The sequence below is a fragment of the Rhizobium sophoriradicis genome (assembly GCF_003939025.1).
In the GTDB taxonomy this organism is placed as follows: Bacteria; Pseudomonadota; Alphaproteobacteria; order Rhizobiales; family Rhizobiaceae; genus Rhizobium; species Rhizobium sophoriradicis.
The window spans coordinates 1-15,723 of the sequence record NZ_RQIH01000017.1 but is presented as its reverse complement, the minus strand read 5'-3'; the positions used below and the strand labels follow the sequence as shown (position 1 = coordinate 15,723).

Annotated in this window: 18 protein-coding genes; 10 read left to right on the top strand and 8 right to left on the bottom strand. The window is 56.6% G+C overall.

Going from position 1 to position 15,723, the window contains the following annotated elements:
- Positions 1–4 precede the first annotated feature (4 nt).
- Positions 5–1,237, bottom strand: coding sequence for a beta-ketoacyl-ACP synthase I (gene fabB / locus EFR00_RS25660; protein ID WP_077995085.1), 1,233 nt, complete (start codon positions 1,235–1,237; stop codon positions 5–7).
- A gap of 44 nt (positions 1,238–1,281) precedes the next feature.
- A complete protein-coding gene (fabA, locus tag EFR00_RS25655; RefSeq protein WP_038686040.1) occupies positions 1,282–1,797 on the bottom strand; it encodes a 3-hydroxyacyl-[acyl-carrier-protein] dehydratase FabA in 516 nt (171 codons plus the stop codon).
- 300 nt (positions 1,798–2,097) lie between these two features.
- Here fabA and irrA point away from each other — a divergent pair, with 300 nt between their 5' ends.
- Positions 2,098–2,517 carry an iron response transcriptional regulator IrrA gene (gene irrA / locus EFR00_RS25650; protein WP_009988790.1) on the top strand — a complete coding sequence of 140 codons (420 nt, stop codon included), beginning with the start codon at positions 2,098–2,100 and terminating at the stop codon, positions 2,515–2,517.
- Positions 2,518–2,639: 122 nt separating this feature from the next.
- Here the strand turns inward: irrA and EFR00_RS25645 are convergent, their stop codons facing one another.
- Positions 2,640–3,275 (bottom strand): trimeric intracellular cation channel family protein, encoded by a 636-nt coding sequence (locus EFR00_RS25645; protein ID WP_038686039.1) that lies wholly within the window; start codon positions 3,273–3,275, stop codon positions 2,640–2,642.
- Between the two features lie 114 nt (positions 3,276–3,389).
- Here EFR00_RS25645 and EFR00_RS25640 point away from each other — a divergent pair, with 114 nt between their 5' ends.
- Positions 3,390–3,863, top strand: coding sequence for a hypothetical protein (locus EFR00_RS25640; protein WP_038686037.1), 474 nt, complete (start codon positions 3,390–3,392; stop codon positions 3,861–3,863).
- 1 nt (position 3,864) lies between these two features.
- Here EFR00_RS25640 and EFR00_RS25635 read toward each other — a convergent pair whose 3' ends face one another.
- On the bottom strand, positions 3,865–4,653 hold the full coding sequence (locus EFR00_RS25635; protein WP_077995086.1) for a YdcF family protein: 789 nt from the start codon (positions 4,651–4,653) through the stop codon (positions 3,865–3,867).
- Between the two features lie 68 nt (positions 4,654–4,721).
- Entirely contained in the window at positions 4,722–5,444 is a 723-nt protein-coding gene (locus EFR00_RS25630; protein ID WP_077995087.1) for a YoaK family protein, read from the bottom strand.
- 222 nt (positions 5,445–5,666) lie between these two features.
- Between EFR00_RS25630 and EFR00_RS25625 the strand changes: the two genes are divergently transcribed.
- Entirely contained in the window at positions 5,667–5,891 is a 225-nt protein-coding gene (locus tag EFR00_RS25625) for a DUF2798 domain-containing protein (protein ID WP_077995088.1), read from the top strand.
- Between the two features lie 143 nt (positions 5,892–6,034).
- On the opposite strand, the gene EFR00_RS25620 is transcribed toward EFR00_RS25625, so the two are convergent.
- Positions 6,035–6,277, bottom strand: a complete 243-nt coding sequence (locus EFR00_RS25620; protein ID WP_086155852.1) for a GIY-YIG nuclease family protein — start codon at positions 6,275–6,277, stop codon at positions 6,035–6,037.
- 206 nt (positions 6,278–6,483) lie between these two features.
- On the opposite strand from EFR00_RS25620, the gene EFR00_RS25615 reads away from it, so the two are divergent.
- Positions 6,484–7,827, top strand: a complete 1,344-nt coding sequence (locus EFR00_RS25615; RefSeq protein ID WP_077995089.1) for a tyrosine-type recombinase/integrase — start codon at positions 6,484–6,486, stop codon at positions 7,825–7,827.
- A 953-nt stretch (positions 7,828–8,780) separates the two neighbouring features.
- Here the strand turns inward: EFR00_RS25615 and EFR00_RS25610 are convergent.
- Entirely contained in the window at positions 8,781–10,532 is a 1,752-nt protein-coding gene (locus EFR00_RS25610; protein ID WP_077995090.1) for a DUF6119 family protein, read from the bottom strand.
- Positions 10,533–10,755: 223 nt separating this feature from the next.
- A complete protein-coding gene (gene ligD / locus EFR00_RS25605; protein ID WP_077995091.1) occupies positions 10,756–11,805 on the bottom strand; it encodes a non-homologous end-joining DNA ligase in 1,050 nt (349 codons plus the stop codon).
- A 134-nt stretch (positions 11,806–11,939) separates the two neighbouring features.
- On the opposite strand from ligD, the gene EFR00_RS25600 reads away from it, so the two are divergent.
- The 6 genes from EFR00_RS25600 (at position 11,940) to EFR00_RS25575 (ending at position 15,333) form a co-directional block, all read left to right on the top strand.
- Positions 11,940–12,341 carry a hypothetical protein gene (locus EFR00_RS25600; RefSeq protein WP_077995092.1) on the top strand — a complete coding sequence of 134 codons (402 nt, stop codon included), beginning with the start codon at positions 11,940–11,942 and terminating at the stop codon, positions 12,339–12,341.
- An 8-nt stretch (positions 12,342–12,349) separates the two neighbouring features.
- Positions 12,350–12,547, top strand: coding sequence for a hypothetical protein (locus tag EFR00_RS33615; RefSeq protein ID WP_077995102.1), 198 nt, complete (start codon positions 12,350–12,352; stop codon positions 12,545–12,547).
- A 1-nt stretch (position 12,548) separates the two neighbouring features.
- Entirely contained in the window at positions 12,549–12,869 is a 321-nt protein-coding gene (locus tag EFR00_RS25590) for a hypothetical protein (protein WP_077995093.1), read from the top strand.
- A gap of 321 nt (positions 12,870–13,190) precedes the next feature.
- Positions 13,191–13,943 carry an SOS response-associated peptidase family protein gene (locus EFR00_RS25585; protein WP_077995103.1) on the top strand — a complete coding sequence of 251 codons (753 nt, stop codon included), beginning with the start codon at positions 13,191–13,193 and terminating at the stop codon, positions 13,941–13,943.
- 556 nt (positions 13,944–14,499) lie between these two features.
- Positions 14,500–14,877 (top strand): thermonuclease family protein, encoded by a 378-nt coding sequence (locus EFR00_RS25580; protein WP_077995095.1) that lies wholly within the window; start codon positions 14,500–14,502, stop codon positions 14,875–14,877.
- A 165-nt stretch (positions 14,878–15,042) separates the two neighbouring features.
- Entirely contained in the window at positions 15,043–15,333 is a 291-nt protein-coding gene (locus EFR00_RS25575; protein WP_077995096.1) for a CopG family transcriptional regulator, read from the top strand.
- Positions 15,334–15,723 lie beyond the last annotated feature (390 nt).

Sequence of the window (15,723 nt, the reverse complement as noted above, 5' to 3'; positions counted from 1 at the left end):
ATTATTATCCGTTATGGCGCTGGAAGACGAGCGTGGCGTTCGTCCCGCCGAAGCCGAAGGAGTTGGAGAGGGCGATATCGATCTTCGCATCGTCGATACGCTTGCGCACGATCGGCACGCCTTCGAATTCGGGATCGAGCTCGCTGATATGGGCGCTCTCGCCGATGAAGCCTTGCTGCATCATCAGCAGGGAGTAGATCGATTCCTGCACGCCGGCCGCACCCAGCGAATGGCCCGTCAGCGACTTGGTCGACTGGATATGCGGGATCCTGGCGCCGAACACCTCGCGGATGGCGCCGATTTCCTTGCTGTCACCGACCGGCGTCGACGTGCCGTGGGTGTTGATATAGTCGACGTCGCCCTTCACCGTGGCAAGCGCCTGGCGCATGCAGCGGATTGCGCCCTCGCCCGAAGGAGCGACCATGTCGTAACCATCAGAGGTGGCGCCGTAGCCGACGATTTCGGCGTAGATCTTGGCGCCGCGGGCCTTGGCGCGCTCGAGTTCTTCGAGCACCAGCACGCCGGCGCCGCCGGCGATGACGAAGCCGTCGCGGTTGACGTCATAGGCGCGCGAGGCGTTGTCGGGCGTGTCGTTGTACTTGGAGGACATGGCGCCCATAGCGTCGAAGAGATTGGACATCGTCCAATCGAGATCCTCGTGGCCGCCGGCAAACATCACGTCCTGCTTGCCCCACTGGATCATCTCGGCGGCATTGCCGATGCAGTGCGCCGAGGTCGAGCAGGCCGACGAAATCGAATAATTGACGCCGTGAATCTTGAACCAGGTGGCGAGCGTGGCCGACGCGGTCGAAGACATTGCCTTCGGTACGGCGAAGGGGCCGATGCGCTTCGGGCTGTTGTTCTTGACGGTGATGTCGGCCGCTTCGATCAGGGTGCGCGTGGACGGGCCGCCGGAGCCCATGATGATGCCGGCGCGTTCGTTCTGCGCGTAGTCCTTCTCTTCCAGACCGGAATCGGCGATCGCCTGCTTCATGGCGACATGGTTCCAGGCGCCGCCCTGCGACAGGAAGCGCATGGCGCGGCGATCGACCAGCTCGGCAAGTTCCGCCGGGCCGAGCTTCGGGCTGCCCCAGACCTGGCACTTGAAGCCGTGTTCGGCGAAATCGTTGGAAAAGGAAATACCCGACTTTGCCTGGCGCAAGGATTCGGTGACTTCGGCCGCGTCGCTTCCGATCGAGGAAACGATACCCAGACCCGTGACAACTACCCGTCTCATCTGATCAACCTTTGTTGTTTTCGTCAGCCGCTCGAAATGCGGTTTCAGGCGGTCTTGTCTTTCGACAGACCGACGCGAAGATCGGCCGCCTGGTATATGGTCTCGCCGTCCGCCTTCAGCCAGCCGTCCGCCGTGCCGAGCACGAGGCGGCCGCGCATGACGCGCTTGAAGTCGATCCCGTATTCGATCAGCTTCGTCTGCGGCCGCACCATGCCCTTGAATTTCACTTCGCCTGTCGAAAGCGCCATGCCGCGGCCTTCCTCGCCGAGCCAGCCGAGGAAGAAGCCGGTCAGCTGCCACATGCCGTCGAGACCGAGGCAGCCGGGCATGATCGGATTGCCTTCGAAATGGCAGGGAAAATACCAGTCGTCGGGGCGTACGTCGTATTCGGCCCTGAGATAGCCCTTGTCGAAGGCGCCGCCCGTTTCGGAAATTTCCGTGATGCGGTGAACCATCAGCATGGGCGGCAGCGGCAGCTGCGCATTGCCGGGGCCGAACAGCTTGCCATGAGCGCAAGCGATGAGTTCTTCATACGAGAAGCTGGACTGTCTGGTTGTCATAAATTTCTTTTTCCCCCCGCGTGAAGCCGATGGATGTGAACGTGTAGTCCAAGTTCTTCAGAAAATGAAGCACAAGCAAGGCAGCTTCACTCATCGTCCCGGACCAGGCCTACCCCATTATTTGGTGGTCGCATACAGGAAGGCCAGAGCCGCGACCAGACCTATTTGCGTCAAAAGCCCGTTTTTGCCGCCTTTCTCAGGCTCTTGTCCCCATTGAACTATTGAAAGGCTGCAATGCAAAAGTTATACCGCTTGTAGAAACATGATTGCTTTATGCAGGAATAACCGGAGTTGGTCTTGATGACGGGTGCACTCCCGATCGCAATAGAGGTTAGGCTGCGTGGCGCAGGCCTGCGCCCTACCCGCCAGCGTGTCGCGCTCGGCGACCTCCTGTTTGCCAAGGGCGACCGGCATTTGACCGTCGAGGAGCTGCATGAGGAAGCGGTTGCCGCCGGCGTGCCGGTTTCGCTGGCGACCGTCTACAACACGCTGCACCAGTTCACCGAGGCCGGCCTGATCCGCGTTCTCGCCGTGGAGAGCGCCAAGACCTATTTCGACACCAATGTTTCCGACCACCATCATTTCTTCGTCGAAGGCGAAAACGAGGTGCTCGACATTCCCGTCAGCAACCTGACGATAGACAATCTGCCGGAGCCGCCCGAGGGCATGGAGATCGCCCATGTCGACGTGGTGATCCGCCTGCGGGCCAAGCGGGGCTGACGGCGCCTTAGAACAGGATGATTTTAGGTCATTCGACCTAAAATCATCCTGTTCTGGTTTAAATAGCTAGAGCATGATGTCGTCCGAAAACCGCTTACACTTTTCGGCATCATGCTCGGTCTCTACATGACATCGTCGGGATGCCGGCCGGGCTTGTGCTTGTAAATCGGGAAGGTCCAGCCGAACCACAGCGCTCCGCCGCGAACGCCAAAGGCCGCCGCGACGCCGCAGCCCGAGGCGAGATAAAGCGGCATCCCCAGCCCATTGGCGAGCGTGAACACGCCGGCCCCGATAAGAGCCGCAGTCACATAGATTTCCGGCCTGAGCAGCACCGAAGGCTCGTTTGCCATCAAGTCGCGCAGGATGCCGCCGAAGGTTGCCGTCAACGTGCCGGTGACGATGGCGATGGTCGGCGAGCCGGTGGCGGCAAGTCCCTTGGCGGCGCCGAGCACGCAATAGGCGGCCAGACCGATCGCATCCAGCCAGATCAGCAGGCGATAGCGCGATTCCAGGAGGTGAGCGGTGAAGAAAACGATGACGCCCATGATGCAGCAGACGAGAATATAGCCGGGGTTCAGCACCCAGAAGACCGGTACGCGGCCGAGCACGATATCGCGCACCGTGCCGCCGCCGGTTCCCGTCACCATGGCGAAAAACAGAAAGCCGATCAGATCGAGCTGCTTGCGCGAGGCGGCGAGCGCGCCTGTGGCGGCAAACAGCGCAATGCCGGCATAATCGAGATAGACGAGCAAGGACATCAGGACCCCGGAGCCGGCGAACAGTTTCTGGAAAGAACCACGGCGGCAAGGGCGGCGCAAGGCGGGGCGGCCATAAAGCGAGCCGATAGAGCTTTATCCAAAAGAGGAAAGCCCGTGAAAACGCTGGTGCTCGCCGTTCTGAATGTCCTCCTGCTGCTCATCTTGCCGGCTGCGGCCTTCGGCCAGCAATCGCTGATCTCCGACCCGGAGATCTACGAGAAGAAGCATTTCCAGGAGCAGTGCAAGGCGGCCGAATTCGCCGACGGCTTCATCACCCGGCAGGACATCAACAATGACGGGCTGATCGACGCGGTGGTCAACGAAGGCCTGCTCACCTGCGACGGGCAAAAGGGGCCGCAATGCAATGACGACGGCTGCACCTATAATTTCTACCTGCAGGTCGCCGAAGGCGGTTATTTCATGATCGCGACGGCACAGATCTACGGCTACGACTTCGTCCAGCGCTTCGGCAACATGGTGCTGGCGATGAAGATGCATCCGCGGTTCTGCGACCGCACCGAAGGTGATCCCTGCATCGTCACGGCGCGCGTGCGCGGCACGAAATTCGTCACCATCTCGAAGAAGTGACTCAGCGGGGATAGAGCTCCGACGTCCGGCCGGCGAGGTAATAGCCGACCAGGCCGTACCATTCCCGGATCGCCGTCGCCATGTTCTGGGCATTGAGGTTCGGCTGGGTGAAATCCAGGCCCGGCCTCACCTGCCCGTCGGTGCGATAATCGGTCGGCCAGGGCACGATATCGATGCCGAGCTTGCGGAAGATGCCGACGGAACGCGGCATATGGAAGCCCGAGGTGATCAGCAGACAATGGGAAAGCCCCTGGCTTGCCAGGAATTCCTTGGTGTTGACGGCGTTTTCAAAGGTGGTGCGCGATTGCCGCTCCTCAATCAGCCGATCTTTGCCGATGCCGAACAGCGGGAAGAACCGCTCGGATGCCGCCGCATCGCCTTCGTAGATGCCCGAGAGCGAGCCGTCGCCGCCCGAGATCAGAATGCGCGACTGCGGAAATTTCTGCGCAAGCCGCAGGGCTTCGACGAAGCGGTCGGCCGCTGCGTTGAATTCGATGCCGTGGCGCGCCGTGTTCACCTCATTTTCGAAGGCGCCGCCGAGCACGATCATGCATTGCAGGTTCTCCGGATCGCCGGCAGGCTTTGGAAACCGCTGCTCGAGTCCCTGCATCAGCAGGTTGCCGGCCGTGGTATAGAGCGTGACGAAGAGGATGAGGGCGCCACCGGCTGTCGCGAAAAGACTTAAGGCGCGCCAGCGCCGAAGCCCGGCGAGGAGCGCGAAGAAGACAAGAAGGAATGCCAGCGACAGCGGCTGGCCCAAAATCCAGACAAGCTTCGAAATCAGAAACAAGATCTACTCCTCGAGGACGGACGGCGCTCCTTCCTATCCGATTCGATGGTAACAGGAATGCGACGCTTCTATTTGCCGCGCACAGCGGCCCGGTTGTGCGGCGCGATCTTCTGGTTGAAGCGCCGCTGAAGCGGCCGGGGAATGAACATGGCGGCAAGCGCCAGCGCCATGGCAAAGATCGAGACCAGCCACAAGGCATGCGCACCGGTCAGCCGCGTCAGGACGGCGCCGGCGATCGCGCCGAGCACCATGCCGCCCCAGGGCACGATCTGGATCGTCCATTCAATCCGACGATCGCCGATGATCCAGCGGCCGATGCCGCGGCCGAAACGCGACAGCGCGCCGGTGACATAAGTCAGCCCGATCGGCAGGCCCTCGATATGTTCGACGGCGGCATTCACCATGCCCATGGAACAGACGATCATGAAGAAGCGCGCCAGCATCAAACTCTGCCCCGTCGTCATCGAAGCGAGCGCCAGGACAAGGCCGACGCAGCCGAGCACCACGAAAATCCGGCGGTGCGAGACATGGGCGATGACGATGCCGGCCGCGTTGCCGAGCACGAAAACGCCGATGGCGGAGATCAGCACCGCCGCGTGATAAAGATTGCCCTCGCTCAAAGCCAGCGCCGCCCGTGTCGTATTGCCGGTCATAAAGGAGACGAAATCGCCGGTCAGCAGCAGACCGGTCGCATCCGTCATGCCGGCCAGAAACGATATCGAGCCGACGAGCGCAAGTCCGGTCAGGGTGCGTCGTGTACGAATGATACGGCGGCGTCTTGCTCTGGTCATTGGGCGAGGGTCCTGGAGCCGAATCGCTGAATTTCCGGCAACGAGGATAGATCCTCTTTATTGAGGAATTGGCAAAAAGTGGTTGGAACGGCTTGAGCAGCGCGATACGCCATAAAACGGCGTCGCTTCAGACCGAAGCTCCGTAAGCGTTTACGCCAATCAACGCGCAACCCGCCGATCGGCGCTGCGCGTTGTTCTGATCGGTATGTTACGGAGACAAAAATGCCCAAAGGCAAACTCCCCAAACGCTACAATGCCGTCGTCATGCCGCTCACCCTCTCGCTGCTGATGACGTCAGTCGTGTCGGCGATCAGTTTCCTCAAATCACAAGGCCCGACTGCAACTGCGTTTGCCATGTGGCCGTCCGCATGGGCGCTGTCCTGGGCGATCACCTTTCCCGTGCTGCTGGTGGTGAAGCGGCTGACGGCGGTTATCCTCGAGACTTAAGCAAGGCGCCGGTGGGCTGTGGGGGCGGCCTGGCGGTGTTGAGGGCGCGGCTAGAGTCGTTGCTTTGTAAATGCCTCGCGCATATCACGTGATCCAGCTGAATAGTTTTCGCGCACGCACCGACACTTATTCGTAATCGGCCTTCAGGTATCGAGGCGACTTGGATCCAGATTCGGCTGGACCAATCTCTTGCTGGCAAAAGCTCTACCGGAATGCGATTTCAGATAGGATTCGAATTCAAGCGCTTTGTACTTGTCTGGAAAGGCGCAATACCAGAGCAAATTCCAAGGCGCGAATTTGGCGGTGTGGGTGGATTTGCCGGCATTGTGTGCCGCAAGGCGCTGCTTCAAATCTGCGGTAGAGCCGGTATAATATAGACATACCACATCAGCGTTTCAGCCCGTCGTCGCCCTTCGGGCTATGCCGGGCACTGCTTCGGGCTAACGGTTTCTCGCGGCTGCGCCACGCGAAGCCCGTAAGGGCGAAGCGTGGTGGAGCTAAGCGGGATCGAAGATTTCACCACCCATGTTCTTGATATGCATGAAAAATAAGGATAATCACCCGCCTTCATTGGTCAGAATGGTTGGTCAGAATGGCGGGAAAAAGCAACAAAGGGTCCAGACGCCTACTCGATCTCAGGGGACAGACGTGGTGGTTTCGAATGGCCATCCCCGAGGCATGTCGACGCTACTTCAACGGAACGACTATGTACCTCCAGAGTTTGCAAACGGGGGACATCAAGGCTGCGATGGCGAGGCGCGATAAGCTAGAGCCGGAAGTCAGAGCGCTATTTGCCCGGGTTAAGGCGGGAGAGGTTATTAGCGCGAGCGAGGCAATGGCAGAGCTTAGAGGGGAGCTGTCAAAGGCTGCGATCTCTGAGGCCCAGGCGGTAGGCGGCGAGGCGCTAGAAGACGCCGTTTGGGCAGCAGAAGCCGAGGCCAACAGCCTACGAGGAAGAGCCCGGGAACGCTTCACCAGAGCCATCGCAGGAGACCACCCCGTCGACTACTACCTCGACGCCTACCTCTCAGCTATCAAGCTTGCCGCAAAGACGACCAATGAACGGCGGGGCCTGATCAATCGCTTCGCGCGTTGGTGCATAGGTGAGAAGTACCGGCTTCCTGACATCATACGCAGGGCGGCCGGTCGCTATGTCACCGAGATCATCGAGCCGATGGACAGAAGCACGGCGAAGAAGCACATGACCGCTCTTCGCGGCTACTGGGAATATCTGATCAAACGCGGCCACGTGTCGGGCACTGCCGAGGATAACCCGTGGCTTGGGCAGGAGATCGCAAATGGGCGTAGGCGCGTCGAGCGAGGCGATAATGAGAGCGAGCGGCCCTTTACCGAGGCCGAGCTTAAGACATTGCTCTATGCACCCTACCCCACCGGTATGAAGGAGCGCTTCAAACAACAGATAGCCGACGCCCTCCGCATTTCATGCCTGTCGGGGATGAGGCTCGCTGAAGTACTCACCTTGTGGGTTGAGGAGGTCCATGATGGAATCTTTGACATTCAGCAGGGCAAGACACGCTCAGCGGCTCGGAGGGTTCCCATTCATCCAGATCTAGAGGACATCATTGCTCGAAGGATGAAGAACAAACAGCCTAAGGACTGGCTATTTCACGAATTGGCTGATGAGCGCGATCCCGGCGACACTTTCGGCAAGCGCTTCAATAACTATCGAGAGAAGCTCGGCGTCGATGACAAGCGGCCCGGGAAACGGAGGAGCCTCGTCAACTTTCACTCAGCGCGACGCTGGTTTGTTACGCAAGCAAGGCATGCAGGCCAAACAGTAGAGACTGTGAAAGACGTGGTTGGTCACGTCTCCGACAAGAAGAAAGACATTACGTTTGGGGTCTATACGCAGGGCGCATCTGAAAAGCAGATGAAAGATTGCGTGGCAGCTGTTCGCCTCCCCTCAGCAGAGTGAGTGTCGCGCGGCTGGGTTGCTGAGGCCGCGCGGGCAGAAAACGAGAACAATTATAGAACCCCCGCAAAAATTGACACAGACGGCCGCTGACGCGATTTTCTCTCTTCCTATATCCAGACCCACTTTCACCCCCGTTCGCTCTTCAGCGCCGAAACTAGCAGGGATAAAGCGGCAAAATAAAAGGGAGGTGCTTGCCACCGACATTATATGCGCGTATTTAGTGAAATGCACTGCTGCCACTTGGCGAGCCTTCGACATTCCAAGGGTCTTGGGAGGTTCTAGAGCTTCGTCGGGCAACCCGCGAAGGGGCGGCAAGCCCTCCTTGTCGGCAACGGAAAGGAGGTATGGGAATGCGTATAGCGTGCCCAATCTTCCGTCCAGTGTCGGTAATCGACTACTGGCGGTTCCGTCTGGGGCAGTGGGAACACGTTGTTTCACACTGCCGCCGTTGGCCGCGTTCCAGCGCGGTCTCGGCGTAACCCCAGACATCCCCTGAGAAACTAACCTTCAAGGGGTCCCCACTGCGGTGGGGGCCTTTCTGGCGCCTGTTGTTCGACAGGATGTAACTTTTTAAAAAATAAAAATGCGGTTGACAAGGAGTCTGCGGACAATTTGTCCGAAGCAAATTGGCAAAAAACTCAATCCGATTCCACAACACTATGCAATTTCAAACGGTTAGCAACCGACGACGCCGTTAACAAAAATTTTGCAAAGAGTCAATCTCTTGGCCTTGTGGACCGCTATGTATAGCTCACTTGTCCGCAGGATGCACAGAGTAGCTGACACGGCTGTTTCGGCCCCGCTCACTCCTAGTGAGCTGTACGGAGCGCCTCACCGCCCTTCGCTAGAGGGTGAGAACGAGGGTCGCAGTGGTTGACGCTGCGGCCCATTCTGCTTTGAGCAGCGCTGCTAGATCACCATCGCCACCATAGCTCGATCAGGGCAGGAGGGCGCTAAGCCGCTTTCGGCTTCGGCTTAACTTTCTTCGCGAACCCCGACATCTTAACGGGTATAAATCGTAGGATTATGTCGCTGAATTTGCACGTCTTCCGCAAATGTTCATGCATCAACTTCAGCTCGTATTGAGCAATAAGCGGAATTTTGGTGTGGTCCGCCAAGGTCTTTTCCCGCTCATCGTACAGCAGCCACAAGCACACAATATAGTCTTGTCCTTTAATATCTTCGATATTGTCGCTAATTCGAGACAGATAGTCGTCCTTCCTCGCAGAACCAGATTTGGCTATGTGCTCACGAATGTCTGCAAGGAAGCCCTCGTCATGTAAAAAGGCTTCACAATAGAACTTAGCCTGAGAAAATAAGTAATTGATGGACGAAGCCTCCTTCAATGGTTTGCAATTGATGATGCGAATCGCATCGGCATCATTGATATCGAGGATGTCACAGAATTCTTTGTCTTTCCGTCCTTTACCGATGCGCAACTTCGCCCGATCAAAGAGCACGGCCGAGGGTCGGACTCTAATGACTTCCTCATTAAAAATGCCCTCTCTGTTTTTCATTACCTTGTCGTCGCCGATAGCAATGCCTAGGAATTCTTTTTCCGGCTCCTCGACGTGCAGCCGATTTTCAACAAACTCCCTGATGGATTTGTAAAAATCGTCATCGACTTCCACCCATCGACCGTCGCTCAATATGAAATACTTGCCGCCTAGCTCATGCTCAAACACCATGCAGTCATATATGGCCCATCTCTTGTTATGTATAATTCGATCGTCTTCGGGAGAGTACGCATAGACTTTCTTCGTCTTAAGTTTTTCTATATCGATCTCATCAAGCGCAAAAGCATTTCCCAATTGAGAGACATCAAGGTGGGAATAGATAATATTATCCTTTGTTGGATAATTCGTATAAGAGAAGCTAAATTCATCATCAGAAATGAATTCCGGTATACTCAGCCGAAGCTTATCAAAATCTTTGCTGCGCAATTTGTTTATAAGTATTAAATCAAGATTATTTGCCTCCTCTGAGGTTGCTTGCTTAAAGTTTTTATAATTGGGGAAGAGGTCTGCGTAATCGGTGCTTGCATACGCCTTTAAGAAAAGTTCACACTGGTTTATCAACTTATCCCAGGTCAACTTATCTTCACCGATAATCTTAATGGTCAGGCTGTCCCGCCCCTGGAGGGTTATCGACTTATCCCCCTTTACGTGGGCTGATATGTACTTAAGGTCCTCAGCTTCACTAAGACCGAACACAAAAGCATCCGACGGCTGAGCGACCTGCCTGTCGATATGGGTTGTAGTTATCGTATTGCTTTGGCTTTTTGTCTGCCTTATTTCCTCGTTACCGCACAAATTCATGGCAGTTTTGATGCCGAAATCAGGCTCGACTCGGTCTCTCCTTAGGCAGGCCGTCGCTGACCTTCCGAAAGTAGCCGCAAAAATGCGGTCCTTGATCTTGATCAACAAAATGCCGTTGGCGCTCTTGCTATGCCCGCTGAACGAAAAGTGTTCTTTTGGGTTAACTTGTTCGTTTACGAAGTCCAGCCACGGTGGGTTCGACCGCTCGGAGTGGCTCTCGAAGAAGAGAAACTCACACGGGGTGTCTCCGATTTTGAAGAGCTGTTTCCGGTAGTTGCTTTTGCCTGTGATATCGGCGTCGCCATCAATCAATTCCGCAAAATTATTTTCTTCGCGAGCTAGGAAAAACGTGATCTGCGCTATTTCTGCTGCGTCTTTCTCTGCCATGGCGTCCTCAAGTTCTCAGCACCCGATCATCCGGTCATTGAAGTTACCTGAAGAATATCACCCATAACGTGTTAATCTATCGCAAATGCAATCCGGCACCGACCTGAGGAAAGCGCCGGCAAATTAGTCCGCGCAAGTCTTCTGATAACTTTGTCCAATGAGAAAAGAGCGGCCCTGCTCAGTCAGCGCTCGCTAACGGGAGGCCACCGAGACTTTCGCCCAATTACTCCACCTCAAGAACTTCCGCGTTATCCTGCTCATTTCGTAGCCCCTTATACGCAGGGTGACGCAGCTTCCCGTCATCGGTCCAGCCTATGTACTCGATCTCTGCAATTAGTGTGGGCTGAAGCCAGACCACGTCCTTGTGTCTGCCGTCGTATTCAACCGATGGCTTCCCTGCCCTGATCTGGTCCATCATCTCAAGAAGGACCAACGTTTCGCGCTCCTTGAAGCCAGTCCCGACCGAGCCAACATAGACAAGCGAACTGCCCTTATGCGCTGCCAATAGCAACCGGCCGATATGGGTTCGGGCTGTTAAGGAGGTCTTGTACCCCACGATGAAGAAGCTGTCTCTTTGAACACATTTGACCTTCACCCAATCCCCAAGCCTGCCAGAGCGGTACGGGCTATTGCGATCCTTGGCGATGATACCTTCGAGCCCGTGCGAACAAGCCGCCTGCAGCAATTCGTTGCCGTCGACTTCCAACTGTTCCGACAGTCGAATGTCTCCAGCCGGGTCGCAGACAATCTCCTCCAGCATGTGGCGGCGTTCATCGAGGCTCATCGTGGTCAGGTCGTGCCCATCGAAGTACAGCAGATCAAATGCGTACAGAATTGCGTCCCTTGAGGTCTCCTTGCCCCCACGACCACCAAGCGACTGCTGCAGTAAGCCGAAATCCGGCCGGCCTTGCTCATCAAGAACGACAGCTTCCCCATCTAGGATCGCGGTCGCGACCGGCAGTGACCTCGCAGCCGCTACTATCGCAGGGAATCGGTGCGTCCAATCATGTCCGCCACGCGTGAGGATGCGGATACCTTTCGGCGCAACATGGACCGCCAGCCTGTAACCGTCCCATTTGATTTCGAAAACCCATTGCGGCCCCTTCGGCGGCCTTTGCTTCAGAAGCGCTAGGCAAGGCTCAATTCGGCCTGGCATCAGATCGAAGGGGAGATGAGGCTGGGCAGGGTCGCTACGACGACGGGGGCGGCTGCGGAGCGGAGGGGCGAGATTGCCTAGCAGTGGCTTGGAAGGCTTACGCGGGGACTTCATCATGCTGGCACTTCATCAGGACCAGCTTAAAAAGCAATTGACCAAGATTGATTATTGACTCTGCTCCGCATGAGAACATAATAAGAACATCGGCGAGGCGGCCGCCAATCTGAAAATTGAAGATGTGGAGAACGGATATGCGTGAGCAGCCGATAAGCGAAGCCGTGGAAGGCGATGATGAGTGGATTCCTAGCGGGGTGATGTGGCCGCCTGAGAGGGAAATTGACGCTGCTGAGGTGCGTGGGAGCTTGGCCAAGGCTGTCGCCGGAAGCCGAGACGTAAGGTTTTTCGCTACCCGCCTTATTGATGTCCCCAGTGATGCCTCGCTAGGCGCTGTCCAGATGGCAATCGATCAGATAGCGGGAGAGGCTTGCGGCGTTTATCTGACCACCCACGTTGCAGACGTGGATGCAGAAACCGGAGATCCTATTCTGGTGGACGAGGCCACAAGACCCTTCAAGTTCCCATGCAGCGGCAGCTTCGAGGAGGCCATTTCGACCTTCTGCGAAAACATGCGACTCGCAGGTATAATCCGTTGAGTACACCCGTGAAGCAGCAAAGTTTTCCGAAGCCGATAGCGGGCGATGTTGCCGAGGTTGTCGCCTATCACGGGGGCGACATGCACGCTGCAATAGGCACCCTGCTTGAGGACATTCGGCATTTGCGCCAGCAACTCGCACTGGCGGAAGGTGCGATGAGCCGAGGCATGACGCGTGGGTGGCGGCCGAGCTACGATCGAGACTGACATGCCTGAAATGAACTATGCCAAGAAGCTGCGCGGGTGGAGCCTACGCGATGCGGCCGACGCTGGCCAATTGCTCGAAGTTACCTGCCAATTTTGCCGAACGACCTACCGCTTCTTTCCGCACGACCTGCTGAAACTGACGACGAATGTAAGCCTTGATCGGCTGGCATCTCGCTTCCGTTGCGAACGATGCAACCGTTCAGACTACATGGGCCTGACTGTGCGACAAATTTGGGGGTCGGAATACGGCAAGCTCTCCGTGCGGCGATTGGTCAACGTCACGACAGTCAAAAGGCCGATATGGAAAGATGGGGTTTTATAGCATGGCCGATAGCCGGGATAATCCGCTTGCCCGATGGCGTTTGAGCGCCCTCCTGCCCAATCATGTCATCATCTTTTGGGGCAACTATGAGTCTGGCACACATGCCCATGACTTTCGCCGTCGAGGCGAAATCATAAACTCTGCACTGGCCATAGAAGCGTCGTCGAAATCCTATTCCGCTTCTGTCGAATGGGACCGGTACCTTGTTTTCTGTTTCGCAAGCCGCGAAGCTGCGCGGCAATTCAGAGACCGCTGGAATGGTCAGTTCATCGATACCGACGAAGCAAGCCGAAACGGGGCGTGGACGCCAAGGGGGGAGATGTGTGCAATCTATACCGGATGATGAGCAATCAGGAGGCCATCCGTGCAAACACACGCGCGATGATCGACAGCACCGGCAATATGGAGCCTCTGCAAGAGATATGGCCCGACCGTATGGCTCCAATCGTCCGCAACACACCAGCTGGCCGAGAGTTGGCTAATGTCCGATGGGGTCTGCCTAGCTCTTCAAAAGCCCTCTTCGACGCGGCGACCAAGCGGGCTGACGGCCTGCGCAAGAGGGGAAAGCCGGTCGACTTCGATGAACTCCTGAAGATGGAGCCGGATGGAGGGACGACTAATGTTCGGAACGTGAGCAGCAAGCATTGGAAGCGCTGGCACGGGGTTGAGAACCGTTGCGTGGTGCCCTTCACCCGGTTTGCCGAGCCAGACCCTGCGAACAAGCCAGAAGGCGGCAGGACGCCTAATGCTTGGTTCGGTGCGCCCGACGAGTCGCTGATGTGTTTCGCTGGGCTATGGGTGCCGCAGTGGACGAGCGTTCGGAAGATCAAGGAAGGGTTGATCACGACCGACCTGTTCGGTTTCCTCACAACCGAGCCTAACGCCGTGGTTGCGCCAATCCACCAGAAAGCGATGCCAGTCATCCTTGCCGACCAGGGAGAGATCGAGACATGGCTGTCCGCGCCTTGGGAAGAGGCAAGCAAGCTGCAACGGCCCCTTGCGGACAGCAGGATCGTCTTGCTGCCGCCTGTGGAGCCGATGGCCGCAGTTGAACGGACAGCGCTGTTGATCTAAGGCCAGAGTAGACGGCGAGCTTGGCAAATTGCTTCCAAGGTACTGGCTTGATACGTGGGGGAATAAGGATGGGATGGATAGCAGGTTCTATTGTGCTTGTTTTCCTCCTGTGGAGGTTTCCCCGGTACACAATCATAGGCGCTGCTTGCCTTCTGCTAATAGCGGGCGTCGGTTTCGGCCTCTCCATCCTTAATGATAATCAGAACGCTGCGCGGCGTCGGGATGAAAATTCCAAGGTGGAGCTAATTGTTTCGGCGACAGACGTGCACTGCACCGACCCGCAATATCCAATCTGGATCGCAACCGTAAACAGGAATCCATTCACGATTGCTTCCATAACAGTGCATGTCTCCGCCAATAAACCAGACCACAGCTCCGTTTTGTATGACGCATACGTGACAAGCGATAGAATTCTGAAGCCCCAAGACGGTTATGCCGCGTGTTGGCGGTTGGAGGACTACAAGCTGGTTAATGGCACGATCGGCGGACACTCTCCCCGCGATCTCTCTTGGAAGGGTGCCATCTCCTTCATCGAAAAATCGGATTGAACAATTTAATGGTCGCAAGTCTGATCATATGTTCGGCGCTTGTTGCTGTCGACGGCGACACCATCAAATGCGATGGGCAGCTGATGCGACTGCTCGGGGAAGGCGTTCCCTACATCTCAGGGATCGATACGCCCGAAATCGGGAGCCACGCAAAATGCTTAAAAGAACGCAAGCTGGCGCTGATTGCCAAGGGACGTCTGAAAGAGCTTCTGGCTGAAAAGGGCTTGCGTGTCGTCTTCAGTGGAGCGGTGGATAGAACGCAGACGCATCGGCCGCTCGTCAACATCTATCGGGCGAACGGCGAAGAGATCGGTAAGAAGTTGCTCAACGAGGGGTTCGCGCGTCGTTGGAGCCCGACACAGCGCAACGATTGGTGCTCAGCATAGTAGGTGTGAGATGACTCGGTTCTTTTACATATCCTTGATTGCTGTTCTTGCCGGCTGCGCTCCTCCATACCCGAGAGCGTGGGTCGGTTGTCCCTTTGAGCGGCAAATCGTTGCTGACCATGAATTCCGCTGTGCTAAGCCCAATGAGGTTGCGGAGACAAAGCAATGACAGCGCCCGACATGGCAACCCTCTTGGAAAGCGCTGCCGATAGAATTGCGAACGTCACTCGGGCGGACCTGCAGGTCATGCTTCGCCGGGCCGCGCTGCTATTGCGCAACTCCGGGTCAATCGCCTTTGACGCTGATGTCGACGATGCTCTTCGTGATCTGTCAGGAGAATTCGGACTGACGCGCAGTGACACGATCAGGTTCATCGTTCGCGAATGGATGGAAAAGAATACTTATCTGCCTGTCTACAGCCTCGGCGAAGACGACTACGTTGACGGGTCAGCATGAATACGGTTGCTGTTTAAGAGGTGGCTTTGAAGCCTTGACTTCGGGCGCACCCATGCCAGACTCTCGTAGAGAGGGTGGGACCCAAAAATGCGCGCTTTGCTATTGGCACCAGTGTGCCTTCTTTCTGCCTGTGTAGCCACCACTCCTCAGCCGATGCCCCCCACCCCTGTCAGTTACGAGCAGGTTCCCAGCGATCTGCTTTGGGACAGACTAACTCTCGCGACTTACACACGCGAAATGATGCTGATTGAAGCTGAACTAGCGTGAGCGTACGGTGAGCTGTTTTTGCTGATCGGCCAAATCAGGCGATGTTCTGGCATTAGAACCAGCATTAGTGCTGACATTAATACCAGAACGAAGAGGTTTCATGGCTCGCATAGAGATCATGTC